Origin of the sequence: Shewanella sp. NKUCC05_KAH (assembly GCF_019345585.1) — a bacterium.
Lineage (GTDB): Bacteria > Pseudomonadota > Gammaproteobacteria > Enterobacterales > Shewanellaceae > Shewanella > Shewanella oncorhynchi.
The window spans coordinates 118,396-144,809 of sequence record NZ_JAHKQZ010000011.1 but is presented as its reverse complement, the minus strand read 5'-3'; the positions used below and the strand labels follow the sequence as shown (position 1 = coordinate 144,809).

The following is a 26,414-nucleotide window of genomic DNA, read 5'->3' as shown; positions in this document are numbered from 1 at the left end:
TAAAATTGCGTTGAAATCCTAATTTATCCGCCTAAGATACGCCTTCTTTTTACGGGAGGCACAATGCAATCGGCCAATACAAGTTCAACTAACCACTTCAGCTCACGCTTAGGTTTTATCATGGCGGCCGCTGGTAGCGCCGTTGGTGTCGGCAATATTTGGGGATTTCCCACCCAAGCAGCTACCCATGGTGGCGGCGCCTTTCTACTTGTGTACCTAGTGCTGATTTTCATTCTAGGCATTCCCATGCTGATGGCCGAACTTATGATAGGTCGCCACGGACAAACCAACCCCGCCGATGCCATGGGTAAACTCGGCTTCAACTCGCTCACCCGCGGTTTAGGCAAGACCATAGGTTTGCTTTCCATAGTGACAGCGGGATTGATTTATACCTTCTACAGCATTCTCTCCGGCTGGTTTGTCAGCTTTGCCATCGCGCCTATCGCCACTGCCTTTGGCTCGAATGATACCGCCGCTTGGCTAGTGGATTTTTCGCTGTCACGTAATCTGGTGTTTACACTGATCTTCAGCACGCTGGTGTTTCTAGTATTACTGCAAGGCGTGCAAGAAGGCATAGAAAAATGGTCGAAACGCTTAATGCCGTTATTACTGATCATGCTGATCGCGGGCGTGGCGTATATCTTCACCCTAAATGGTGCGAGTGAAGGGATAAGCGCGCTACTAACGCCTAACTTTACCAAGGCGCTGGCGCCAGATACCTTGATCAGCGCGCTCGGACAAACCTTCTTCTCCCTCACCATAGGCACAGGTGCCATGATGGTGTACGGCAGTTATCTGAGCCAAAAAGAGAATATTGCTAAACTGACCGTCTGGGTTGCCTTTACCGACAGCGGTATCGCCTTTCTCGCCGCCTTTTTAATCATCCCAGCCATGTATGTCGCCCAGCACAATGGCGTGCAGATTTTTAACGCTGAGGGCAAATTACTCGATTCGGATGCATTGGTGTTTACTGTCTTACCCGCGTTATTTTCCACCTTAGGCGATACGGCTAACCTTATCATCAGCGTGATTTTCTTTGTTCTGCTGATCATCGCGGGTTTAACCTCGGCCATTTCCATCGCCGAAGTGCCGACGAGTTATGTGATGCAAAAATTCGGATTCAGCCGCCAGCGCGCCACCTTGATCATCGGCCTATTACTGACCTCATTATCCCTATTGCTGGCGGTATTTTTTGAGACGCTATTTAGTTTCACTATAATGCTGACCACCCAAATCGCCCAGCCGCTGGTCGCCCTCGGTATTGCGGTTTACTTAGGTTGGATTTGGCGCCAAACCCAGCTGCTCAAGGCAATTCGTGGGCAAGAAGGTGTCAATAGCACAGGACTCTTTTGGCGCATTTGGCCAAGATATGTGAAGTATGTTTGTCCAGTGCTGATTATCGCGATCGCCATCAGACAATTTGTGTAACCCTTTGAACAAATAACAAAATCCCCGCTAAGTGCGGGGATTTTTTATTTAGCAATTGATGCACTAATTAACTACTTTAAAATAATCAGCAAAGTCTTGCTGCCGCCAATAGTGAGTGCGATGACAGCCGGATTTTTTCAATCTATCGATGACGTTGAACTGCTAGGGTAAGGCTGGATTGAAACGAAAGGGGATGTAAACAGCAGCCTTAAGAGATTAAGGCTGCTTTAAACACTGAGCTGATTACTGTTCGATACCCACAATTAACCAAGGTGAGTTGGCTTGCGTTACGTTACGCTCTAAATGCCAGATTTCCTTAATGTCCTCTTCTACGCCTTCAACGGTATCGCTATAGCGGCCGCTAAATTTAACACTCACTTCCGCAAGATTTGCATTGTGTGTGGCGCGGACAAGTTCTGCATCCAAAAACATCACTTCTGTGTGCTGATCGCCCACTAATTCACGGCGTTGGTTGCTGAGTTCGTTGAATAGTTCAATGGAAACATACTCTTGGATTTTGCTTAGATCATTTTCATTCCAAGCCAATTGTAGAGTTTTGTAGTGACTGCGAGCGCCTTCCAAAAAGCCGGGTAAATCAAAACCCGCAGGTAAATTAAAGGGCACATCACTTGTCGCTTGGCCAAAACCATTGCTGCCGCTGTTTGCATTGGCAGCAAAACCTGTTTGTTCAGTCTGTTGGCGCTGTAGATTAGGACTTGGCTGACTCGCCCCTGCATAGGCCGGTCTTGGCTGCGCCCCCGCTTTTGAGGCCATCACAGTACGAACGATTTTGAATAGCACGAATGCCAGCAAACCGATAATCAAAATATCCATGATTTGAATATTTTCAAAACCACCGCCCATAAACAGCGCAGCCAATAAGCCACCTGCTAATAAACCGCCTAACATGCCGCCCATCATACCTTTTTTCCCCGGTGCTCCCGCTGGCGCCGTAGTCGGTGTGTTGGTCGCAGCTGGTTGAGCCGGAGCCGTTTGGTGACTCTTGCCAATAGATTTACTACCGCCGAATTTTTTCGCTTCAACGACAGGGCTAGTAACTAAGCTAACCGCAAAAATCATCGCCAGCATAATAAATAACTTTTTCATTTATAGGATCTTGTTCGTGTAATCTGAGGTGCAGCCATAATAGCGGGATGACATTATATGTCAATTAGCAAAAAGCGAAGGCTGATTGTCCTGTGCATATTTAGTGAGTTGCGATTAGCACTGTCATTCCAGTGACGCGCCAACTTTGGTTTAAAAATAAGTCATCCCTGAGGGCTCGACGGCGTCATCTGCTGCACACGGAAGTGCGAATGCCGCGCTCACATGGATGTGAATGAGCGACCATGCCGCCAACGGTCACTTACATGCCAGTGCTTAATCCCGTAAACTACCGTACGTTCTGATAGCCAGAACTACCCGAACCGAAGCCCAATCCCCAGATAGGGGTAACCATCTCAGCAGTCATATCTTTTGAATCAAGATTTAGAATAATCGCCATGAATAAAAGATGCGTTTGTCCTATCTTTTTCATCTTTTCAAAAAGATTATGTTTCTATTTTTATAGATAAACCTGTACGGTTAATTAGTCAAATCTTGAAATAAATGCCATTAAAAGTGGTGCATCGTTTATTAATTTTGCAGAAGAGTTTTCTATTTCCTCAGACTCATCGTCGTCAGTCATTGAAGCAAAACACACTGTCGAATTTAGCTCAATAGGCAGTTCTCTTTTTATTCTGACCAGTACGTTTGATAATGTCTTAATTAGTTCATTTTTAAAATTTGCAAAGTTTATTTCTCGAGATGAGTCCTCTCGAAGCATCTTACTTATTTTGGAGAAGGCTCCCGCATTATATCCGTCATAAAACCACTCAGATACTGCCCATCTATAGTAATTTTCACACTCTATGCTTTGATCTTCTTCAGCAGCGAGAATGCTTTTAAGCTTACCCTCAGAGCTAGCACTTAATGATGCTGACATGGCACTACTGTCAGTGTAAAGAGATACCGCATAGAATGCCTCATCTTTATTTTCTAACAATAACATCTTGATTGTATCGTATGTAATTTCAAAGCATTTCTCTTCTAACTCAATCCAGTCCATTATTCACTCCTTGTACTTAGCTTCAACATTATCATTTTATGAGGCACTCAGTCCCATGCAGAATACTGATAATTATCATTTATTTCCTTAAAACTCACACCCGTCAAACCAAGAGCTTCGTACTCATTTTTAAACTGAATAGAACATACAGAAGCCGCTATCTCGTTACAAAAGAATAAATGTTCACAAATATTATTCTTTATTTTAAATTTATCTATAGACTCATAATATGTCTTCTTTAACCCACGTTCCTCTTGCGTGTTCAATTTTCCAGAATCTAAGTCAATTGAGATAGTATAAATGGACTCATCCTTATCTAAGATAGACAAATAACTTAGTGGAAAAAATAAAAAGTACTTTTTCTGCGGGCGAACTCCTCGATGCAAGTTAATATCGACAGGAATACGAATACACTTAACATTTAATTTTTCACACAAATATAACATTTCATTAGAAACTAAATTTTCATCAACCAAATAATCACCATTCAGTTGATATGTTTTTGCTTTAAGAGAATAAGCATTTAAAAAATCAACCTCACATGGTGGTGAGTCATAAAACTCATAGTCAGGTAGCTCAGGAGTCCAATTTTTATCCATAAAATACGGTATTCCCTTACCATCAGGATCTGATTGCACAATAAAAAATGGCTGTAGATTTGTACTCAAAATCACTACCCTGTAATAGGTTAAAAGTTTAATGTCCCTAAGAAAGCATTAGCGCATACTTAAATTTATTGTAAACATCGTTTTACTCTGTTGCCAGCAATAATATTCCCTCGCAAGTCAAAAAAGCTTAACGAACCACCATTATTAAATTCTTGGTATTAAATTCTCGGAATGCATCATTGTAAATAACAGACTATCAGGTATACCAAGGGTTTAACGGGATTAAGCACTGTCGTGGAAGTGACTATTGGCGGCATGGTCGCTCATTCACATCCATGTGTTCGCGACATTCTATGCTTGTTATAAATCTAGCCATATACAGCAGATACCGCCGTAGGGCCGATAGGGTCAACTTATTTTTTAAACTAAAGTCGGCGAGTCACTGGAATGACAGTGCTAAATCAATATTACCTGCTGCCAAAAGCGACTTTATTAACAAAATTAAAAAATCCCCGCATTTCGGGGATTTTCGTTTAATCAAAACCACTAAAACTAACTAAGTTACAAACACTTTCCATCCGATGAATCATCGGAAGAAAGTGCTCGACTGATGCCGCCGAAGATGACATTCAAGAAGCCGATACCGACATCTTTTTGCCGCTCATCGGCGCTGCCCGTATCGTGGCCGCTCGCCTCTCGCATGCTTTGGTTATTGTTAGTTCCACGTACAAAATCGCAGGACGCATTGCTGGTATTGTTCACCGAACAGGCACTGAGCAAAGCGATCATTAGGCCGCAAAGGGCAAAGCGTAATCTTGGCATATTAGTTCAACACCTCTTCTAATGCCTTGAGGCATAAAGAGACATTTTCTCGACGGGCACCAAAACCCATGAGGCCAATGCGCCATGCTTTGCCCGCAAGGGCGCCAAGGCCGGCGCCAATTTCGAGGTTATAATCTTTAAGCAAACGAGTCCGCACCGCAGCATCATCGACTCCAGCGGGGATGTAAACTGCGTTAAGTTGTGGCAGACGCGAATCTTCGGCCACAACAAAATTAAGCCCTAACTTTTCCAGCCCAGCGCGCAGCACTAAATGCATTTCGTGATGGCGTTGCCACGCATTCTCTAAGCCTTCGGCCGCCAACATACGTAGAGATTCATGCAGTGCATAAAGCGCGTTCACTGGCGCAGTGTGATGGTAACTGCGCTTGCCGCCCGCGCTGGTCCAATAGGCCATCACTAAGCTTTGATCGAGGAACCAACTTTGCACTGGGGTCTTGCGATTCTTGAGTTTTTCGACGGCTGCAGGCGAGAAAGACACGGGCGATAAACCCGGTACACAGGAAAGGCACTTTTGACTGCCGGAATAAATGGCATCTATGCCCCATTCATCGACTCTTAATTCTACGCCGCCAAGGGAAGTAACCGCATCAACTATACTCAAGCAACCATAGGTTTTGGCTAATGCGCACAAGGTCTTAGCATCGGACAGCGCGCCAGTTGAGGTTTCGGCGTGCACAAAGGCTAAAAATTTGGCATCGGGATTGGCTTTCAGTGCCGCTTCAACCGCAGCAGGGTCAACAGGTGTGCCCCACTCATTGTCCACCAGCACGGCAATGGCGCCCATACGCTCGACGTTTTGGCGCATACGCTCACCAAACACACCGTTACGACAGATAATCACCTTCTCACCCGGTTCGACTAAGTTAACGAAACAGGTTTCCATGCCCGCACTGCCCGGCGCTGATACCGCCATGGTCATTTCGTTTTTAGTTTGGAAGGCGTATTGGATCAGACTCTTAAGCTCATCCATCATGCCCACAAACAGCGGATCTAAGTGGCCAACTGTAGGTCTGGACTGTGCCGCAAGCACTTCGGGATAAACATCCGACGGGCCAGGGCCCATTAAAATACGGCGAGGAGGATTAAAAGCGGTAAAACGCGGTGCTGGTAACATCATGTCTCCTTAATGCGTGTAGGTGTAGGTCGAAGTCTAGTTATTATTCGTTAGCCAATCGTCAGCGACTTAACTGTGACGTATTAATCGGCGGCTAGAGTATTAAGTCTACAAAACTACCACAAAAAGGAGCGCCTGTGCGCTCCTCCTTTAGCCTTAGTTATGACTAACATAACTATCACGCGCATGGTGCGCTAAGGTTGTAACGCCTTGTTGCCGTTACCCGCATTTAAAAACAGCTGATAAGCAGGGCTTTGCGTTTCCTCTTGATAGACAAAACCCAACTCAGTTAAAAACTGTTGGAACGGCAAAGCATCACTCGCGGGTACTTCAAATCCCGCCAGCACTCGGCCAAAGGCCGCGCCGTGGTTACGATAATGGAATAGACTGATGTTCCATTTGCTCTGCAATGTGGTCAAAAACTTCAGCAGCGCGCCGGGATGTTCAGGAAACTCAAAGCTAAATAAACGCTCCTCTAAAGGCTCTGGTGGATGACCTCCGACCATATAACGCACATGCAATTTTGCGGTTTCATCCCCGGATAAATCCTGCACTTCAAAACCATTGGCCTCTAAGGTGGCAATGATTTGTTCTAGCTCACCTTGGCCTCGGCTTAAACGAATGCCGGCAAACACCACGGCAAGATCACGACTACTGAAACGATAGTTAAACTCTGTCATCACCCGCTTATCGAGTAACTCACAGAATGTTAAGAAACTTCCCGGACGCTCAGGGACTTTCACCGCCAGTACCGCTTCTTTTTGCTCACCGAGTTCGCAGCGTTCCGACACATAACGCAGACTGTGAAAATTCACATTCGCGCCACTTAAAATCGCCGCGATTTTCTCACCATTGCCGCAATCACCATTGGCATTAGCGCTGATATATTTTTTAAGCCCAGCTAAGGACAAGGCCCCTGCGGGTTCGGCGATCGCACGGGTGTCTTCGAAGATATCTTTCACCGCAGCGCAGATTTCATCTGAGGTGACAGTCACTACTTCATCGACATAAAGTTTCGCGACTCTAAACGGCTCAGTGCCTATACGTTTAACCGCCACGCCATCGGCAAATAAACCGACTTGCGCCAGTGTCACAGGTTCGCCCGCTTCCATCGCTGCCTTTAAACAGGCGGCGTCTTCTGGCTCGACGCCGACAATTTTCACCTGCGGCATTACCGCCTTGTAATAGGCTGCGATACCCGCTATTAAACCGCCGCCGCCCACGGGTACAAATACCACTTCGAGATCGCGCTGCTGCTGCAACATCTCTTGGGCGATAGTGCCTTGGCCTGCGATCACAGCTTCATCGTCGAAGGGCGCGATATAGACTCGGCCCTCTTCTTTGGCCATCGCCATCGCAAAACCATTGGCTTGATCGAAGGCTTGGCCGTGCAATACCACGTTGCCACCTAAACGGCGCACCGCATCGACTTTAATATCGGGCGTCGTCTCAGGCATCACAATCACAGCATCCACACCGCGACTCGCCGCCGACATCGCCACACCCTGAGCATGATTGCCTGCCGAAGCACACACCACGCCGCGCTGACATTCTTCTTTCGTCAGCTGGGCGATACGGTTATAGGCACCGCGTAACTTGAAGGAATGCACTGGCTGCATATCTTCGCGCTTCAAAAATACCTGACAACCTAAACGCGCCGATAACTTATTCATGCTGGAAAGCGGCGTCACTTTCGCTATGTCATACACAGATGACAACAGGATTTTTTGCAGATAGCTTTGTGCCAACTGAAAATGGGCTAAATCCGCCTGAGTTTGCGATGAGAGTGGCAACATAGATGCAGTAAACATAATTAGTCCTCCAGTTTACTGCGATCGCGCACCGCGCCCTTGTCGGCACTGGTGGCTAGCATGGCGTAGGCCTTAAGTGCGAGTGACACATAACGTTGGCGACCAATTGGTTTCCACGCCATTGGGCCAAGACTGTGCATTTTTTCACGGCGAGCATTGAGTTCAGCATCGCTTACCGCCAGCTTGATGCTGCGCTTTGGTATATCAATTTCGATGCGATCGCCATTTTCAATCAAGGCGATAGTGCCGCCAGCGGCAGCTTCGGGTGAGACGTGGCCGATAGATAAACCAGAAGTACCACCAGAGAAACGACCGTCGGTGATCAGCGCGCAGGCCTTACCTAAACCGCGTGATTTTAAGTAACTGGTTGGATACAACATTTCTTGCATACCCGGGCCACCTTTCGGGCCTTCGTAACGGATAACCACCACATCACCCGCCACCACTTCGCCGCCTAAAATACCCGCCACTGCGTCATCTTGGCTTTCATAGACGCGCGCCGAGCCAACAAAGGTCAGATTCGATTCATCCACGCCCGCCGTTTTAACGATACAGCCGTTTTCGGCAACATTGCCCGACAATACGGCAAGCCCGCCCTCTTGGCTAAAGGCAAATTCGCGGCTGCGGATACAACCTTCTTGTCTGTCATTATCCAGTGACGGCCAGCGACAATCTTGGCTAAAGGCTTTAGTGGTCGGAATCCCCGCAGGTCCCGCCATAAAGAAATGTTTTACTTTTTCATCTTGCGTCTGCATCACATCGTATTTCGCCAATACAGACTTCAAATAGCCACCTTCATCGGCCGCCACATGGAACACATCGGTATGCAGTAATCCGGCTCTGTCTAGCTCACCTAAAATCCCCATCACGCCGCCCGCACGGTGCACGTCTTCCATATGGTATTTAGGCGTCGATGGTGCAACCTTACAAAGGTGCGGCACAAGACGCGACATACGGTCGATATCCGCCATGGTAAAATCAACATCGGCTTCCTGCGCGGCGGCCAATAAATGCAATACGGTGTTAGATGAACCGCCCATGGCGATATCTAAGGTCATAGCATTTTCGAAGGCTTTGAAGTTGGCGATATTACGTGGCAATGCCGATTCATCATCTTGGTGATAATAACGTTTTGCCAGTGCCATCACGCGGCGACCCGCTTCTAAAAATAGCTCGCGGCGATCGGCGTGGGTTGCCAGCATAGAACCATTACCCGGCAGCGATAACCCTAGTGCTTCGGTTAAACAGTTCATTGAGTTGGCGGTAAACATGCCTGAGCAAGAGCCACATGTTGGGCACGCGCTACGCTCGATTTTGGCACTGTCTTCATCGCTCACGTTCGAGTCAGCGCCCGCCACCATAGCATCGACTAAGTCGAGTTTGATGAGTTTATCCGACAGCTTAGTTTTACCCGCTTCCATCGGTCCACCAGACACAAATACGACGGGAATATTAAGGCGCAGCGCCGCCATCAACATGCCGGGGGTGATCTTGTCGCAGTTGGAGATACACACTAAGGCATCGGCGCAGTGGGCGTTAACCATGTATTCCACACTGTCGGCGATAAGTTCACGCGATGGCAGACTGTAAAGCATGCCGCCGTGGCCCATGGCGATACCGTCATCGACGGCGATCGTATTGAATTCTTTGGCGATACCGCCCGCTTCTTCGATGGCACTGGCAACGAGTGAGCCCATGTCTTTTAAGTGCACGTGGCCCGGTACAAACTGAGTAAAGGAGTTAGCAATAGCGATAATTGGCTTACCAAAATCATTGTCTTTCACCCCTGTGGCGCGCCATAACGCACGTGCACCCGCCATATTGCGGCCTTCGGTACTGGTAGCTGATCGTAACTTTGGCATTGACTGTATCCTTTATCTCAAATCGAAAATCGTATTCTTAATTCACATGGCGAATGCTGCACTTGCCGCATTCCCCTCAATATCTGGCACTCATAGTCACTCAACATCAGGGACTAAAATGCACCCAAGCAAGGCCTTAAGCATTCGCCGTTTGTTGCAAGCTCAGCGGTAACAATACCTTACATTGAGTCACATCAATCAGTTTATTCAGCTGATTACTTAACAGTTCGATGGCACGTTCGCTATCGACCTCCATATCCAGTGATAGACTCGCATCGTCATTCATGCGCATCTGCATTTGGGTAATCGTAAAGCCACGATGGCGAGTCACGCGCAAAACACGCTCAAGCACTTCGGGGCGTTGTTGAACCGTTAATTCCAGAGAGTGGATCATGTTTGTTTCTCCATTTCATCCATCATATCGCTGTTTGATGCGCCGGGGGGCACCAGTGGCCAAACGTTAAAAGCATCGTCGATTGCAACGTGTAACAAATACGGGCCCTTAGCCGCTAACATTTCGGTTAAGGCTTCTTCCACTTCGTCGGAAGAGAAAATCGTGCGGCCGGGGATATCAAAGGCGGAGGCCAATAAAACAAAATCTGGGTTATCGGATAAATCCGTTTCGCTGTAGCGTTCTTCAAAAAATAGCTGTTGCCACTGCTTCACCATGCCAAGCTTTTGGTTATCAACCAGCACGATTTTCACTGGCAGCTTGCGGCGTTTGATGGTGGTCAGTTCCTGCACATTCATCATAAAAGACCCATCGCCAGACACCGTCACTACAGTGGCATCGGGACGGGCCACTTGCGCACCAATCGCGGCGGGTAAGCCAAAGCCCATAGTGCCTAAGCCCGCGCTGGACAGATGATCTTCTGGACGGCGGAACCACATATGTTGGGCCACCCACATTTGGTGCTGGCCTACATCGCAACACACTACGCTGTCTTCGGGTAACTTATTGGCTAAGCGGCGCAGCAACGCTGGGGCATAGATCAAACTGCCGGGGTGTTGATAATCCCATTGATGTTTACGGGATAAATGCTCCACCTCGGCCTGCCAAGGCGTGATGTTCATCGACATGGCTAAGGCAGGTAAGATTTGGCGTAAGTCGCCGGCGATTGCCACCTCAGGCATACGCAATTTACCCAGTTCGGCGGCGTCGATATCTAAATGGATCACTTTGGCCTTGTCGGCAAAGCTCGCTAAACGGCCGGTGACTCTGTCGTCGAAACGGGCGCCAACCACGATCAGCAAATCGCAATCCTGTACCGCTAAGTTAGCGGCCTTACCGCCATGCATGCCTAACATGCCTAAGTAGCCGGGTGTGCCATGGGCGATACTGCCCAGCCCTTTCAAGGTTGCGACCGAAGGTATGCCCGTCACTTTGATAAACTCACGCAGTTGATCGACCGCGCCCGCCATGCCTACACCACCGCCGACATACAACATAGGCTGTTTAGCCTCAGCCAACAGCGCACGGGCGGCGTCGATATCACTCATCTCGGCTTGGGGTTCGTTCATGACGGCCAGCAAAGGGGTACGATATTCCAATTGGGCGATTTGGATATCCTTCGGGATATCGACCAGCACAGGGCCAGGGCGACCAGATGCGGCGATCTCAAAAGCTTGATACAAGGTTGGGATCAGTTCGTTGACGTCTGTCACCATAAAACTGTGCTTAGTGCAGCTCAGTGACATGCCAAGTACGTCGATTTCTTGAAAGGCGTCGGTGCCGATAACAGCGGTAGAGACTTGGCCTGTGATGGCCACCATAGGCACAGAATCTAACAGCGCGTCGGCTAAGGAAGTGATCAGGTTAGTCGCGCCAGGGCCTGAAGTCGCAAAGCACACGCCAGTTTTACCGCTGGCTCTTGCGTATCCTACGGCGGCAAAGGCGGCGCCTTGTTCGTGACGGCTGAGCAGATGTTCGACAGGGCTTCCATAGAGGGCATCGTATATTGGCATAATGGCACCACCTGGGTAACCAAACACTGTGGTGACTCCATGTGCTGCTAACACTTTAATTACCGCGTCTGCGCCTCTGATCATCTGCCCTGGTTCCATATTCTCTCTCGCTACGTTAGTCCTGAATTGCCGAAAATCGACGCTAATTTTTTACTCTTTCGAAGTTTAGGACCTTACTCTAGGCCCTGAAACGAAGAACCCCCCGGTCCTTTCGGAGCGGGGGGTTCTTTCGAAACTTTTAACCTTTTAGGTCTATCAGTTCGCCATGCGCCGCCCCCGCTGTGATTTAATAATCACGACGGTAATAATCACGAGAATGAGCTTGGCAGCTTGGTTAAACATCAATATGGATTCCTAATCGGTGTTTCTAAAATTGGGATATTGCATGAAAGTTAGTTTCGCTTTGGACTTTGCCCGACCGCGAGCTATTAGCTTTACCATAAAGCGACAGCCAAACACAATAAAAAATATCTTTTGTCAAAAAAAATTCAGCTTCCCTGCCGAGACAATGCAAAACAACAAAGTAAAACGTTAACTGTTGATCCTCAGTCGGCGCGATTCACCTACTGAACGATCGACTCACTAACTGTGTCGTTTTTGCCCGCTCGACAACACACTGAACAGGAAAAAATTTTGTTTCTTACTAAACTGATTTATCACTAAGCAAGCTCAAGATGCGCGTTTTACTCTATTGAGCCTTGAGGTTGCTTAGAACTGAGTTGAGACCCAAGTCCTTTGAGTCTCAACCCTCTCCCCCAATGCTGGGCTTAACTCACTATCAATTAAGCCTCAACAATGCTCTTCATATCAGTCATGTAACCGCGAAGTTCAGCACCAACATATTCCACTGCCGTTTCACGAATCGCTTCGTTAACAGCGATGAGCGTTAGGTTGTCGACACTGGTTGCGCTGTCTTTCAGGCCAGCACCTAAATACTCAGATGACATGGCATTAACGTAGTCGCGCAGCATAGGTACGGCAGCGTGATTGAACAGGTAACAACCGTATTCGGCCGTGTCTGAAATCACTACGTTCATTTCGTACAAACGCTTACGGGCAATCGTGTTAGCGATCAGTGGGGTTTCATGCAGTGACTCGTAATAAGCCGACTCTTCCACAATACCCGCAGACACCATAGTATCGAACGCCAGTTCCACACCCGCTTTGATCATAGCAACAAGGAAAATACCTTTGTCGAAATAGGTTTGTTCGTCGATATGCTCGCTCGATACGGGCGCATTTTCGAAACCTGTTTCGCCAGTTTCGGCTCTCCAACGCAGTAAGTTCGCATCATCGTTTGCCCAGTCTTCCATCATAGTGCGTGAGAATTCGCCGCTGATGATGTCATCCATGTGCTTTTCAAATAATGGCTGGAGGATTTCTTTTAAATCTTCTGCAATTTCAAATGCTTTAATCTTGGCTGGATTAGACAAACGGTCCATCATGTTAGTGATGCCGCCGTGTTTCAGTGCTTCAGTGACCGTTTCCCAACCTTGCTGGATAAGCTTGGCCGCATAGCCTGGCTCAACGCCATCGGCGATCATTTTCTCGTAACCTAAGATGGCACCCGTCTGCAACATACCGCACAGAATGGTCTGTTCGCCCATCAGATCCGATTTCACTTCTGCGATGAAAGACGACAGTAAAACACCGGCTCTGTCTCCACCCGTTGCGCTAGCGTAGGCTTTAGCAATCTCTAAGCCATCACCGTTTGGATCGTTTTCTGGGTGAACCGCGATAAGGGTAGGCACACCAAAACCACGTTTGTATTCTTCACGCACTTCAGTACCTGGGCACTTAGGCGCAACCATCACCACGGTGATATCAGAACGAACTTGCATACCCTCTTCAACTATGTTGAAGCCGTGCGAGTAAGACAAGGTAGAGCCTTGCTTCATCAGTGGCATAACCGCGTTAACCACGTTTGAATGCTGTTTGTCCGGCGTCAGGTTAAGCACCAGATCCGCCGCAGGGATTAATTCTTCAAAGGTACCGACACGGAAACCGTTATCGGTTGCTTTTTGCCATGAGGCACGTTTCTGTTCAATCGCTTCAGGACGCAGGGCAAAAGAGATATTCAGACCCGAGTCACGCATGTTCAAGCCTTGGTTAAGACCTTGAGCACCACAACCTAAAATAACAATATTCCAATCTTTGATGTAGTTACAGCCGTCGCTAAACTCAGAACGATCCATGAAACGACATTGGCCAAGCTGTGCTAATTGTTGACGTAAATTCAGAGAGTTAAAATAGTTAGCCATCTGATATACCACCTATAAGTCAGAAATTTTGGACGCAACCAAACTAACATAATGTTACGACTTGGTTGTGATTGAAATCACTATAACCCATGCTTATCATTGCTTAAAATGATATATTCGGAACTTCATATTGCATTATGCGCAACGTCAGCCGCAATAACGCTCAGTAACACTGGCAGCAACATCGGCGGCAATATGCAGCACTCAGGCTCAGGCTAAACAGGATAAGTTATGGATATTCGTACCCTCAAATTGTACCTGCACTTATGTGACAGTTTGCACTTCGCCAAGACGGCGGAGCAGATGCATGTGAGCCCATCAACCTTAAGCCGAGCCCTGCAAAGATTAGAAGAGGAAGTAAACGCTAAGTTGTTAGAGCGGGATAATCGCAGCGTGACCTTAACCCACGCGGGACATGAGTTTAAGCGATTCGCCGAGCAGACCTTGAACCATTGGAGCACCCTCAAGCACAGTATCGATCTCAAGCAGGACGTGCTACGCGGTCGGCTGAATCTGTATTGCTCAGTCACCGCTGCTTACAGTCATTTACCGGGTTTATTGGATCTATTCCGCCAAGAACATCCCTTTGTCGAAATCGCCTTAACCACGGGAGATGCAGCCAACGCGCTAGCAGAAGTGCAGCAGAATCGCGCCGATATCGCCATCGCCGCCCTGCCCGATCCTTTCCCCAGCAGCTTACATTTTGCCAAAATCGACGATGTGCCACTGTCGATTATCGCACCGACGATCCGCTGTGCAGTACAGCAACAAGTTAGCCAAACGCCCATCGATTGGTCGAGCGTACCCTTTATCATCCCAGATCACGGCCCAGGACGGCGCCGCGCCGATAACTGGTTCAAACAAATGGGCATCAGCCCTAATATTTACGCCCAAGTGTCGGGCCAAGAAGCTATCGCCTCTATGGTAGCGTTAGGTTGTGGCGTGAGCATGAGCCCCGAAGTGGTGATCAATAATAGCCCAGTGCGGGATCGCATTCAGTTGCTCTCGTCGCCGGTTGCGATTCCACCGTTCGAGTTAGGTTGCTGCTGCAAAGTGAAACGGCTTGACGATCCCATCGTTAATGCGTTTTTGGATGTGATTTAAACGGGGAAAGTAATACAAAAAATAAAAGGGCGAGTGAAGAGTTTCAACGAGATAGAAAACCGAAACGGCTCTCAAAAAACTAAAAAATTAGCTAAAGAGAACCGCTTCACTATCGAACAGTTGCTATCAAATTGGTGCTAACGAACTATTGCCACAGGATTTCTATCGCAAGGCAATCAACACAAGATGACAGGATTACACATCCGGCGAGTTGAGCTTATCAATAGGATCGATACGAGTCACCAATAGCTGATCGACCTTGTACGAATCGATATCGACCACCTCAAATTTATAGCCCGCATAGTTCACGAAATCCGTACGCTTAGGGATTTTACGCAGCATATACATCATAAAACCAGCAATGGTTTCGTAGTTCTGATTATGCGGAAACTCCTCAATACCAAAGGCGCGCATTACGTCGGTAATAGGCGTCACACCGTCGACTAACCAAGAGTTGCTATCACGGGCGATGATCTGCTCTTCGCTTTCGTGCAATGACCAAGCCCCCATTACGGCGCGCTGTAGATCGTTGGTAGTCACAATCCCCACCACTAAGGCGTATTCGTTCATTACCACGGCAAAATCGGCGCGACTATTTTTAAAGTATTCCATCGCTTCTGACAGGCTCAGCGTATCGGGAATGATCAGCGAAGTATGGATTAAGTTACTGCCTTTTAAGATGATATTCTCACCGTTGATCACACGGATCAGCAATTCTTTCGCATCCACGAAGCCTTTGATCATATCCAACTGACCATCGCAGACTAGGAACTTAGTATGGGGATCTTCAGAAATTTTACGCTTGATATCTTCTTCACTGTCTTGCAGTAAAAAGTACACTAAGCTTTCACGGGCCGTCATGGCCGAAGTCACAGAAACGGTTTGCATTTCAAACACATTTTCCATCATCTGTTGCTCACCGCGATCTAGCACCCCAGCTTCGGCGCCCGCATTCATGACGGCATAAATGTCGTCGGAGGTGATGGCATCGTTACGCACGGTTGGGATCTGCAGCAGTTTAAAGATACCACTCGCCATGCCGTTGAAAAACCACACTAATGGGCGTAATAGCACAATACAGAAAGACATAGGCCCGACAACAGCTAAAGCGACAGGCTCAGGCATCGCCATGGCAATGCGTTTTGGCATTAAATCGGCGACTAAAATAAAGGCGCTGGTTACCGTTATGAAGGATAAAACAAAGCTCAATTGGCTCAGCCAAGGCTCGGCAACTAAAGGGGAAAGCAACTGATAGAAGTAAGGCCGAAATGCCGACTCACCCACAATACCGCCCATGATGGCAACGGCATTAAGACCAATTTGTACTACCGTAAAAAAGCTACCGGGAACGGCTTGTAACTGCAGCACTTTTTCTGCTCGTGCATCGCCCTCATCGGCTAACTGACGTAAACGAATTTTACGTGAAGCGGCAAGTGCAATTTCTGACATAGAGAAAAAACAACTCGCGCCGATTAGACACAATATAATCATCACGTTATCAAAGAGACTCATGTAACACCTTTCATTTAACACTGGACTAACTAGGACCAACCCGCGCCTTATTGCTCGCGAGTCAGTTGAATTCATTGTATTTGAGCAAAGTTTGCTTTGTCTGGTCGCTGCACAACAAGATTGTATTGACCACTTTCATCCCTAAGATGAATGAGCGCTTAGATGACAATCCTTAGGGTGCACTCAGTATATCTGCAAATTCACGAGTTATGCGTGACTCCGCTCTCGCAGCCCACGCATAGCGCTAATGCACTTGCATCATTTAAGTAATGTTTTATGTCGAAGCGACTGAATATACAGCATTTAATTATTTTACTCGACTCGATGGCATAAGACATCCGAGCGCGGTGGCTTTGATATTGAGCTGCTAGAACGTACATTTAAGCCAATAGAATTGACTATGCAGTCGTGGCTTTGCTTAGTTGCGTTACGTAAAATACGTCCAGAATGGCAGCATGGATGTCACTCAGAGTGCATCGCTAAATCGACAATAGGCGACAGATTATATCTCATCTGCCGCCTAATATTACCTCACCTTGAGTAATTTTTATCTTAGCGACTTATCTACCGCTATGTTTCATATAAATGTTATCAATTAGTTAGCATGATTGAGGGCGTCTGTGGCGTGGTGATGCTAACCGAATATGTCTCCAATTTTGCAGCATAGCGCCTAGACTCTTGAAGCTCAGTAGCCAATCCAGCAACGAGTTGGGATATCTTGGCGAAAGAGTAACGTCACCTTCAACCGGCTCCCATTAAATCACTTCAACCTCGACTCTATTGCGACCTTTATCCTTAGCGCGATAGAGGCAAACATCGGCGCGGCGTAATACGTCGGCCATCTTAAACCCAGAGATCTTATCTAATGGCAAAAACACGCTGCCAATACTGATCGTCACCACAGCCAAGGGAGATACTTGATGGGGAATATTGAGTTGCTCAACGAGATAACACAGTTGCGTAGCAATAGCCGTTAACTGTGCTGGCGTGACCTGCTCGACGACCAAAGCAAACTCTTCACCACCAATGCGAGCCAATAGAGCATTGTGCGGCAGGATATCGCACTGTGCTAAGGCATCAGCCACCTGTTTAAGCACAGTATCGCCTTCAAGATGACCATAAGTGTCGTTGTAGGATTTGAAATAATCGATATCTAACATTAACAATCCCGCTGGAATGTTAGCTTGTAGCACAGTAGCTAATCTTTCGGTAAAGGGTCGTCTATTAGCTAAGCCAGTTAACTCATCGGTTTCAGCCATCACCTTTAATTGGCTATTCGCGGCAACCAGCGCTTGTTGTAGCACTATCATCTGACGCTCTTTCTGTTCGCGTAGCAGTAACTCGTTCAATGCGGAGGCGAATTGGGTCAGCATATTCTTTTTCTGGGCGTTCCAATTTAATGGCCGCGACACAGTCGACAGCGAGAGCAATCCCAATAACTCCCCAGCATTTTTAATCGCAAAGGCGGCAATCGAACATATCCCCACGGATTTCATTACCTCATATTCCTGTGGTGAAAAAGCCTTTAACGCCTCAAGATCCTCAATCACTAAGGTCGATTCCGTCTCGAATTTTTTAGCCAGTTGAGCAATATTATCTACCGAAATCACTTGGACCTTATTGGCGTGTAAGTCACTGGTCCAAAAGCTGCGGTAATAGGCATGCTGCTGATGGAATTCAAGAAGACTCACCCTTTCAACATCAAATAACTGACCTATTTTGTGGCATACCTCAGTTAAGGTTTTATCCACATTGCAGGTATCTATGCTCAAAAATTGCAACGAAATCTCAGCCAACAATTGATTCGACTGCGACTGCCAATCTAATTCTTTAGTTCGTTCTTTGACTAAGTCAGACAATAAATGCTGCTGTTGTTGCAGTGCACGTTGCTGACGTTTATTGATGGCTAAATCATTACGTATCCTTTGATACATACCTTTAAGTGACAATGCCACATGGGCTATTTCATCGGGTCTTGCGGTTACCGTCTCGGGCACAGATAACTTTTTTAACGAGTTAAGATTGATTTTATTAGTGAAATCTTCCAATGCCGACAATCTATCTGTCACCATGAGTCGCACTAAGGTCAAAATCAAATAAATCATCAATAGGGTCTTTAAACCATTACCGAGCACGATAAAAATCAACTGCCGCCACAGCTCGTAGTAAAGCCGATTGGTATCTAACCCTACGGTCAAAGTCGCTATCGACTGCTCTTGATAGGTCACAGGATAGTGAAATAGAGTTTGCGACTCATCATCGGTTAACAAAGGTTTACCCAGATGCATAGTGACGCCATCGATACTGTCTAAATGTACACTCGACACTAATGGCATCATCCCCAGTCCAGAGAGCAAATCCGATAACAAGCTACGGTCGACGTCCCACAGTGACTTAGCCACGCTTGGCAAAATAGATTCTGAATACTCGCGGATATCCGAAGTCGCATTATCGATACTATCCTGATAGTTCCAAATCAACTGTACCAGCATAGTTAACACAGCAAAAAACGAGCTCACCCCAATAATAATCAGCGTCATCTTGTGGCTAATAGAATGATTATGATGCTTCATGTACACCTGTTATTACGCCTTGAGGGGCAACTTATTCAAAATCTGAGACTGGAAAATCTGTGGCCAATCTCGAGCAACTAACATTTGATAAAATGCCGAGTCTGGTTGCAAAACACCGAACAAGGCAACATTGTCATAGGGGAGATATTTTTTATGCTGCTGATAATATTGCAATTCGACCAAACTTAAAGCGCCAACCAAAAAATGCCCGCCACCAATAACACTCACAGAGTGCTGGCGACAAAGCTGTAAAATCTCAGGTGAAGTATTGATCGTACCGACAAATACATCTTTACCAGACACCAAACCTGTTTCCTTCAATGCTTTAAGCACCCCAATCGCCATACGATCACTGGCGGTCCAAATCACATTCAGATCAGGATAACGATTCAGCAGGGTTAACGCTTGCCCATAAGCCACTGCCTCACTCCATTGGCCATAAACCGTTTGAGTCAGAGTGGCATTGGACTGCATAAAGAAATAGTCGCTGGCGCCTTGGGTACGTAACACTGACGCAGGCGTCGATTTATCGCCCGAAATCAACAGAACTTTAGCCGCCTTTCCCTCTAAGTCGTCCATTAAGGCCTTAGCGGTCGCCGAACCAATAGCGTAATTATCGGGAATAATGGCGGGTAACAGATATTCTTGCCAATGAGGATCTTGCAGCAAGGCATCACGCTCGCCAGGGGAAATATCATTTAAAATCAATTGCACATAGACAGGGTGAGGATAAAGCGCCTGCAGCATTTTTATCGCGGATTGTTTTTCATTAACCAGAATAACGTAATTAGGTAACGCCTTTGCAGAAGCTAACAACTCATCGAGTTGGGTGATCATCTTGAAGTGATTGCGATCGGAATGAATGATATCGAGTTTAATATCGAGTGTCGTCGATGCCGCCAACATCAATTGGTCGACATCTCCCCAAAAACTGTCATCGACAGCCCCAGGATTAAAAAAAACCACATCGAGTTTTGCCCATGCTGCCCCACCAAAACCCGCAGTACAGATAAACACACACGCTAACATCCACGAACGCATAGGCGAGTTCTCCTCGACCATGTTCCCTCAAATGTCATCCTTCACAAGAGGTCACTTTATTATTATCGATTCACAACCTTGTTACCGCATCGCCGCCCAAAATGTTGCTAAAATCGGCAGCAGATGTTTCGATTAAACCACAAAATGATACAAAGTATACTTTATATGCTGACTATTTATTCCGACACCCTGTCTGTATAAGGAGTTCGAGTGGCTCAGTAGCAGAATGTTTATGGGGATGGTAAGTGGCGGCCTTATGGTCAGTCTTGCGACCTAACCACGGAGAAAATGACGGGGACTTAAAAGGAATACAAGTTAGAACTCAGACGTTAATGCAGCCTAGCGGTCAAGTTGAATCAAGGTCGTGGGGAGGGGAACCATGATTTTCAGTGGAGGGTAAACCAAATGAGACTGCTCAACGATGCCCTCATATAATGGCATAGGTTGACAAATCTCTATTAACTGATTGAAATAATTAAATATAACTATCAAGCACTCAATCTATTCAGTGGTAATCATTTATCCCAGAATCAATCCTTTATAACTCATATTCATTCAAAGGCACTAAATTGTGCTTGTGACTCTTCTTTTAATCGGTCGCAACATACACCTTCAATCGTCTCGATGTACTCCTATTGCTGTGTAGCCCGTATCGCCCAGCAAAAAGGTTGGCTGTAGCCAACCTTTCAATGAACTAATAATCATAAATGCAGTAAATGCGATCGAATTTTCCTAACTTTAAATCCGCTTGGTGGATAATAAAATTCAATTGCATAGAATGCTCACTGTAGACGACTTTGAACAGTACTAGATAATCTTCGGCATTGCCGCCTAATTCAGCCGCGGCATGGAGTTCGGGGGCTTTATAGCGACTATCGCCATGGCCATTAATGCTGGCGATACCATTGTAATACGGCAGCGGCTGCTCGGGGACCAGCAATGCCTGCAAGTTGGATGACTGCCAGTCGGTATTAGCCCATTGCGATTGAGTGAGAATCTGACCAGGGATAAACCCGTGCTCATTCAATTGTATCAGCTCATAGCCCTTGAGCTGATCTTGCCACTCTGGTGCCAATTCATCATCCACAACCGCTAGGGCCTCCAGCACCATAGCTTGTTGCGGTTCTGGTAGCGCTTGTAAACGTGCCTTGGCTAACTTTACTAAATGCGGGTTGTCACTATTAATCATGTCAGGGGCTATCATCTTAATGCTGGCAATTCCCTGAAGTTGATAAGCCTCTTCATACTCATAGTTTGCACATACCGCATCGTCGAACTTAGGTTCGGCAATCGCTTTTCCAGAGTTCAGTTGCTGATCCTCAGCGACATAATAGACATGGCCGCGAAGCATTTCCGAGAATCGCCAGCGCTCCAAAAAGAACAACAATCGCCCTTCTCGAGGCAAATAAGATTGAAACGCCTTCAGGTCGCTGCAGTTGAGCTGTGCGATAAATTGCATGGGCACACGGAAGGCTTGCGCCGCCTCGTCCCAGTCCCAAAGATGCGCCTCATCAGTCTCCCAATCGTCCTGCCAGTCCTCCCGCCAATGCTCATTAATAAACTCGCGGGTATGGCCAAAGCTCTCAACATAGCCATCCAACATCTCCTCCCTTCCGACCAGAGTGACGGGGTAATCCATGCCGACAGGCAAATCCGGTAAACCACCCAGCCTACTATTGCCTAACTGAGCATAATCTTCGATTGCACAGGGATAGAGATCGACACTACTGCGAATAAATGCCGAAAGCGTATGGGCAAGATGCGGGTCTTTAAACTGCGCCAACTTTTGCTCTAGCAGCTGCTGACGAATGGGGGAATTTTCTGCTAACAACATATCCATATTTACCTCACGACTCCAATATTTGTTTTTTTATCATTTCTATCAACTATTTGCCACCTTCAAATAAGGCAAATTGCCAAACCTATCACACGATTAGCAAAGCCGGAGTCAACGGCTTGCTAATGAGAAGGGCAACGACCTAGGCGATAGGAAACCCCTCCCATTAATTACTGCTACACTCAAATTCAGCGCAAAAAAATTAACAAAAGGATTTGTTTATGGCGATAGCCTGTGTCAATACCCGAGCCAGTTGTGGAGTCGAAGCTCCTCAAGTCACAGTTGAAGTGCATCTCAGCAACGGCTTACCAGCATTTAATCTTGTAGGCTTACCCGAAGCTTCGGTAAAAGAAGCCCGTGAGCGAGTACGCAGTGCCTTGATCAATGCGGGATTCGAGTTTCCGATGCGACGGATAACAGTATATAGTGATTAGTATATAATTTAGCGTTGACTTTTCAGTCCCTAAAACAAGCTGATTTTCAGTCTATTTCATTGTCAATCATTTGAAAAATTTAGTTAATTTTTAGCCACATAGACCTAATACATCAATCTCATTACTCCCCTACCGAAAGTCTATGGTGTTGCTTTGCGATGAATAACCTGATTTCCTTTTGATTATATTTTCCATTATTGCCTTAAAATTATGCTTAGGTCTTGGGTGAAATCACAAATAAGTGCATAATAATTAGAAGAAAAATAAAAGGATAAACACATGATGGAACAACTTTTTTTCAAAAAGCTAATAGACTCTTTATGGCCTATAATCACAAACAAAGCCTCATTAGCTAAAAAATTAAGAAATCTCAATGCGACAAATGCGTATCTTAGTGCTGCTAATGTAAAAAAAGTTAAAACCATATGGCAAATTGACAAGGAAGTATGTCTGCATGACTTTTATTACCCTTCTAAAATTCAAATCGACGATACAGAAATAAAAGTCGAAGGGTTAAACTCGTTTCCTGAAAATGGTAAATTTATTGTGCAAGGAACTGCAGGGCAAGGTAAATCAATATTAATGAGGTATATCACTGGTATCGAGTTGGAAAAAGCAACAACTCTACCAATATTTATTGAACTTAGAAAAATATCAGAAAAGAAAAGTCTAACCGACCTTATATTGGATAATTTAAAAGAAATAGGTTTGGATATAGATTTTACCGAGTTAGACTCATTACTTTCGACAGGAAAGTGTTCATTAATACTAGACGCTTTTGATGAAATACCTAATGCTTTAGTACATGATACAATAACGACAATTGAAAGCATTTGTAACCAACATTATAATTGCTGCATTATAATCTCATCAAGACCAAATTCTGATATACAAAAAAGTGCATTTTTTAGAGTTGCAAATTTAAATGAATTAACACCAGAAGACTTCGAGCCACTATTAAATAAATTATTTTTCTCAACTGGAAATAACACCAAAAATATATTAAATGCAATACATTCAAGCGAATCACACGTTGTGGAAGTGATTACCACACCTTTACTTTTCACACTCTTGGTTATCATTTACAAATCATTTAACGAAATTCCAAATAATTTAGCTGAGTTTTACAGTAAACTATTCACGGTACTATGCTATCGACACGATTCAACTAAGCCTGGGTTTAAAAGAGAATTTGCAACAGGACTCACAGAATCACAATTATCTAAACTATTTGATAGTTTTTGTTTTTGTTGCATGAAAGCCAAAAAATCATCATTAACAAAAAGTGAAGCCGTTAAGTTAGCAGATGAAGCCATAGCACTCTCAAACTCTAAAATAGATAATGCCGAACTATTTTTAAATGATATAACTAAAGTAACATGTCTAGTTGTAGAAGAGGGTTTTGAATATCACTTCATCCATAAAAGCATAAGAGAGTTTCATGCTGCACACTACTTAAAGGAGTATGCGCAAGAAAATACAAAAATCAAATTTTACACACATGCTTCAAAAAATTACGAAACCTACGTTCAAGAACTGAAATTCCTTGAAACCATAGATGAATATAATTATAAAAAACATTTTTTAATACCACACATCGATAACACATTTCTAGCTCTAAATATAGATAAAGAAGCAATAAAAGATACGATTGATATCAAAAATTTATTCGGCGAAACTTACTTAACAATAAGCAATAATGGTTCCATCTTAGGCTCAGAATCTAATATGAACTATAACTATAACAACTTCATGTATAATGTATATTATCACATAACATGGATACCATTTCGGTTGCTAAACGACCGTAACTTAAAAAAATACAACAAGTTAAAAACTGAAGATATAGGTAATGGGACGTATAAACTAAATCTATTTAAAATTATAAAATTAGAAAAACTCAATGAAGTCTTACTGCAAGAAATACTACTGTTTTTTAACAACATAAATAAAGACCGATTAGAAGCCATTTCCTATATAAAGAAAGCAGATGCGATTAATGAAAGTATAATCTTCTAAATTTATATAAAATTTGTCTAGCGCTCAAACCACTAGAAGGTAAACCTTTTTACCATCATAGTCCCTGTGTCAATCGACTATCTGGCGAAAAGGTTTACCTAGCATTATGACTTTGTTCATCACCATCACGCCAACCAACGTTCGTCTATGTAGACCATGTTTCTAACATTGAGCATGGTGATAATCGAGTCATACTTTCATAGGTACACTACCTTTGAGCGGCTTGAAGATCTCATTTTAAAGTAATTCAACTTCAAGTCGCCCACATAAATGCAAGTTATCTCATTGGCTGTGCGTTATCGCATTCCGCAATTCACATGCAACCTGTTAATATATATGCTGATTTCAAATAATAATGTTGCAGCATATTGATAATGCGGCATAAACTTTTATGATTTAGGTTTAAGAATATCCAAAAGTTTAGCTAGCACATCAACTTGCTCACTTGTATTTGAAATCTTTGTACTTTCTTTTGGCGAAAACACTTTTAAAAGCAGTTCAATTTTTGTATTCCGCTTTAACTCTACTACTTGCTCAGGAGTCATAGTTTGCTCGCAACCTAAAGTGCCTGTTATTTGTTCGGCTAAAATTGATGCCTTGAGCATATTCATCTTATCAGTGTTCAGCGCAATAATGTGGTTAACAAGGAAAAATAAAAGTGCAGAGAAAGTACCGATAATTAAAGCTGTTGCTGTAAATAATGGCAATCTACTTAAAAGAATGTCCCATGTTGAAATCTTCCATGAAGTATCCATTAAATCTGAAAAGGATTTCGCATTAAAATACATAATTCCAAATATAATAAACAACATTGACAAGAGAATACACACGCCAATGTAATATTTTTTTAGTTGAAATTTTGATTCTTTATCAAAACCATGCATGTCAAAAGTGTATAAATTCAAATCCTTTTCTGCATCTGTAATTTTTGCTTTTAATGACGTTAGTTTTGTATCGGAATCTACTATTTCTTTTTTATGTTTACTTAACGCTTCCGAATTAGCCTGAATATCTGAACTTAGCAAACTCAATCGCTTTTTCATCTCTTCTTCTTCCAAAGAATACGATGAAACAGATGTTTGCAATGTACTTAACTCTTCATGAGAATTTTTAACTTCATCATTAACTCGGTTTAAAAACTCAACTGTTTTACTATTTTGCTCATCAAGTCTATTTTTTTCAGCAATAGATACACTTATAGAATCAAGAATTGATTTATACTCAGCCTCTCTATCATCCATCAACTTTTTTATGTTATTAAAGAATGCACCATAACTTTTAATGTAACTGTCAATACTAGAAGAAATTGAACTTGAATTATCAATGATATCGTTAACTTTTTGAGGTGTTAAATCAAAAACCTCGACTTCAATCAAATTCATTGACGGGGGCAAAACTAACCCTGTCAAATAATTCTTAATCGAGTACAAATATTCTGTACCATTCGGAGTTTCAGCCATAGATATAGGAGTCGAAAACCCAACAGATATATTGTTATTATAAAAATACTTAAGATTAGGTGCTACTCTAGTTAGCTCATATCTAGTATTACCATGGACATCAATATGTTCTATTGCATCTTCTTCATCATCAGCAATTGATGTATAATTAATGCATTTTACAATATTTACAAAAATTGGTTTTACCGCATTCACCATTTTTGGTACGCGTGAGTTAATATTGCTAACCAACGCGATACTACCTTTGGCCTCATCCTGTTCTTGAAAAATTAAAGAATTACTTTTTCGGTCAACCCTTTCAAATATTTTTGACAAGCTTTCTTTTAACAAACTCGCATCAGAACGCAATGATTCCACATTAAATAAAATAGAAGATTTATTAAATTTTTCAATATTATTAAGATTTTTATCTTTAATAACCATATCTCACCCAAA

At 44.6% G+C, this 26,414-nt stretch carries 18 protein-coding genes and 1 pseudogene; 4 read left to right on the top strand and 15 right to left on the bottom strand.

Going from position 1 to position 26,414, the window contains the following annotated elements:
* Nucleotides 1-63 precede the first annotated feature (63 nt).
* A complete protein-coding gene (locus KO533_RS11835) occupies nt 64-1,428 on the top strand; it encodes a sodium-dependent transporter (protein ID WP_219254290.1) in 1,365 nt (454 codons plus the stop codon).
* Between the two features lie 243 nt (nt 1,429-1,671).
* On the opposite strand, the gene KO533_RS11830 is transcribed toward KO533_RS11835, so the two are convergent.
* From KO533_RS11830 to ilvC, 10 genes are all read right to left on the bottom strand, one after another.
* Complete coding sequence (locus KO533_RS11830; protein ID WP_219254288.1) at nt 1,672-2,535, bottom strand: TIM44-like domain-containing protein; 864 nt, start codon at nt 2,533-2,535, stop codon at nt 1,672-1,674.
* A 481-nt stretch (nt 2,536-3,016) separates the two neighbouring features.
* Nucleotides 3,017-3,535 (bottom strand): DUF4303 domain-containing protein, encoded by a 519-nt coding sequence (locus tag KO533_RS11825; protein ID WP_219254286.1) that lies wholly within the window; start codon nt 3,533-3,535, stop codon nt 3,017-3,019.
* Nucleotides 3,536-3,582: 47 nt separating this feature from the next.
* The gene (locus tag KO533_RS11820) at nt 3,583-4,209 is read right to left on the bottom strand and encodes a DUF1629 domain-containing protein (protein WP_346014702.1); all 627 of its coding nucleotides are present in this window, start codon (nt 4,207-4,209) and stop codon (nt 3,583-3,585) included.
* A gap of 495 nt (nt 4,210-4,704) precedes the next feature.
* Entirely contained in the window at nt 4,705-4,965 is a 261-nt protein-coding gene (locus KO533_RS11815; RefSeq protein ID WP_219254282.1) for a hypothetical protein, read from the bottom strand.
* A gap of 1 nt (nt 4,966) precedes the next feature.
* Entirely contained in the window at nt 4,967-6,100 is a 1,134-nt protein-coding gene (locus tag KO533_RS11810) for an alanine--glyoxylate aminotransferase family protein (RefSeq protein WP_219254316.1), read from the bottom strand.
* A gap of 194 nt (nt 6,101-6,294) precedes the next feature.
* A complete protein-coding gene (gene ilvA, locus KO533_RS11805) occupies nt 6,295-7,896 on the bottom strand; it encodes a threonine ammonia-lyase, biosynthetic (RefSeq protein WP_219254314.1) in 1,602 nt (533 codons plus the stop codon).
* A gap of 17 nt (nt 7,897-7,913) precedes the next feature.
* Nucleotides 7,914-9,773 carry a dihydroxy-acid dehydratase gene (ilvD, locus tag KO533_RS11800; protein WP_219254280.1) on the bottom strand — a complete coding sequence of 620 codons (1,860 nt, stop codon included), beginning with the start codon at nt 9,771-9,773 and terminating at the stop codon, nt 7,914-7,916.
* 136 nt (nt 9,774-9,909) lie between these two features.
* Complete coding sequence (ilvM, locus tag KO533_RS11795) at nt 9,910-10,167, bottom strand: acetolactate synthase 2 small subunit (RefSeq protein ID WP_006083459.1); 258 nt, start codon at nt 10,165-10,167, stop codon at nt 9,910-9,912.
* Entirely contained in the window at nt 10,164-11,837 is a 1,674-nt protein-coding gene (gene ilvG / locus KO533_RS11790) for an acetolactate synthase 2 catalytic subunit (RefSeq protein WP_172481228.1), read from the bottom strand. The genes ilvM and ilvG overlap by 4 nt, the downstream gene beginning before the upstream one ends.
* Nucleotides 11,838-12,520: 683 nt before the next feature.
* The gene (gene ilvC / locus KO533_RS11785; protein ID WP_219254278.1) at nt 12,521-13,999 is read right to left on the bottom strand and encodes a ketol-acid reductoisomerase; all 1,479 of its coding nucleotides are present in this window, start codon (nt 13,997-13,999) and stop codon (nt 12,521-12,523) included.
* 231 nt (nt 14,000-14,230) lie between these two features.
* Between ilvC and ilvY the strand changes: the two genes are divergently transcribed.
* Nucleotides 14,231-15,103, top strand: a complete 873-nt coding sequence (ilvY, locus tag KO533_RS11780) for an HTH-type transcriptional activator IlvY (protein WP_105250471.1) — start codon at nt 14,231-14,233, stop codon at nt 15,101-15,103.
* Between the two features lie 195 nt (nt 15,104-15,298).
* On the opposite strand, the gene KO533_RS11775 is transcribed toward ilvY, so the two are convergent.
* The 4 genes from KO533_RS11775 to KO533_RS11760 all read right to left on the bottom strand — a co-directional run bounded on the left by KO533_RS11775 (nt 15,299) and on the right by KO533_RS11760 (nt 22,069).
* On the bottom strand, nt 15,299-16,615 hold the full coding sequence (locus KO533_RS11775; protein WP_105250472.1) for a hemolysin family protein: 1,317 nt from the start codon (nt 16,613-16,615) through the stop codon (nt 15,299-15,301).
* A gap of 755 nt (nt 16,616-17,370) precedes the next feature.
* Nucleotides 17,371-19,155 (bottom strand): GGDEF domain-containing protein, encoded by a 1,785-nt coding sequence (locus KO533_RS11770; RefSeq protein WP_219254312.1) that lies wholly within the window; start codon nt 19,153-19,155, stop codon nt 17,371-17,373.
* 45 nt (nt 19,156-19,200) lie between these two features.
* On the bottom strand, nt 19,201-20,229 hold the full coding sequence (locus KO533_RS11765; protein ID WP_219254276.1) for an ABC transporter substrate-binding protein: 1,029 nt from the start codon (nt 20,227-20,229) through the stop codon (nt 19,201-19,203).
* A 694-nt stretch (nt 20,230-20,923) separates the two neighbouring features.
* A complete protein-coding gene (locus KO533_RS11760) occupies nt 20,924-22,069 on the bottom strand; it encodes a DUF1963 domain-containing protein (RefSeq protein ID WP_219254274.1) in 1,146 nt (381 codons plus the stop codon).
* Between the two features lie 218 nt (nt 22,070-22,287).
* On the opposite strand from KO533_RS11760, the pseudogene KO533_RS11755 reads away from it, so the two are divergent.
* Both KO533_RS11755 and KO533_RS11750 read left to right on the top strand, forming a co-directional pair.
* Nucleotides 22,288-22,488 (top strand): annotated as a pseudogene (locus tag KO533_RS11755) (magnesium chelatase domain-containing protein); the annotation flags it as partial.
* 291 nt (nt 22,489-22,779) lie between these two features.
* Nucleotides 22,780-24,519, top strand: a complete 1,740-nt coding sequence (locus tag KO533_RS11750; protein WP_219254272.1) for an NACHT domain-containing protein — start codon at nt 22,780-22,782, stop codon at nt 24,517-24,519.
* 389 nt (nt 24,520-24,908) lie between these two features.
* Here the strand turns inward: KO533_RS11750 and KO533_RS11745 are convergent, their stop codons facing one another.
* Nucleotides 24,909-26,402, bottom strand: coding sequence for a hypothetical protein (locus tag KO533_RS11745; RefSeq protein WP_219254270.1), 1,494 nt, complete (start codon nt 26,400-26,402; stop codon nt 24,909-24,911).
* Nucleotides 26,403-26,414: the final 12 nt, after the last annotated feature.

Coding starts and splice junctions, on each gene's coding strand:
- KO533_RS11830 (WP_219254288.1), bottom strand. CDS start 2,535: ATGAAAAAGTTATTTATTATGCTGGCGATGATTTTTGCGGTTAGCTTA.
- KO533_RS11765 (WP_219254276.1), bottom strand. CDS start 20,229: ATGCGTTCGTGGATGTTAGCGTGTGTGTTTATCTGTACTGCGGGTTTT.
- KO533_RS11825 (WP_219254286.1), bottom strand. CDS start 3,535: ATGGACTGGATTGAGTTAGAAGAGAAATGCTTTGAAATTACATACGAT.
- KO533_RS11835 (WP_219254290.1), top strand. CDS start 64: ATGCAATCGGCCAATACAAGTTCAACTAACCACTTCAGCTCACGCTTA.
- KO533_RS11815 (WP_219254282.1), bottom strand. CDS start 4,965: ATGCCAAGATTACGCTTTGCCCTTTGCGGCCTAATGATCGCTTTGCTC.
- ilvC (WP_219254278.1), bottom strand. CDS start 13,999: ATGGCTAACTATTTTAACTCTCTGAATTTACGTCAACAATTAGCACAG.
- ilvM (WP_006083459.1), bottom strand. CDS start 10,167: ATGATCCACTCTCTGGAATTAACGGTTCAACAACGCCCCGAAGTGCTT.
- KO533_RS11810 (WP_219254316.1), bottom strand. CDS start 6,100: ATGTTACCAGCACCGCGTTTTACCGCTTTTAATCCTCCTCGCCGTATT.
- KO533_RS11745 (WP_219254270.1), bottom strand. CDS start 26,402: ATGGTTATTAAAGATAAAAATCTTAATAATATTGAAAAATTTAATAAA.
- ilvY (WP_105250471.1), top strand. CDS start 14,231: ATGGATATTCGTACCCTCAAATTGTACCTGCACTTATGTGACAGTTTG.
- KO533_RS11750 (WP_219254272.1), top strand. CDS start 22,780: ATGATGGAACAACTTTTTTTCAAAAAGCTAATAGACTCTTTATGGCCT.
- KO533_RS11775 (WP_105250472.1), bottom strand. CDS start 16,615: ATGAGTCTCTTTGATAACGTGATGATTATATTGTGTCTAATCGGCGCG.
- KO533_RS11770 (WP_219254312.1), bottom strand. CDS start 19,155: ATGACGCTGATTATTATTGGGGTGAGCTCGTTTTTTGCTGTGTTAACT.
- ilvA (WP_219254314.1), bottom strand. CDS start 7,896: ATGTTGCCACTCTCATCGCAAACTCAGGCGGATTTAGCCCATTTTCAG.
- ilvD (WP_219254280.1), bottom strand. CDS start 9,773: ATGCCAAAGTTACGATCAGCTACCAGTACCGAAGGCCGCAATATGGCG.
- KO533_RS11760 (WP_219254274.1), bottom strand. CDS start 22,069: ATGGATATGTTGTTAGCAGAAAATTCCCCCATTCGTCAGCAGCTGCTA.
- ilvG (WP_172481228.1), bottom strand. CDS start 11,837: ATGGAACCAGGGCAGATGATCAGAGGCGCAGACGCGGTAATTAAAGTG.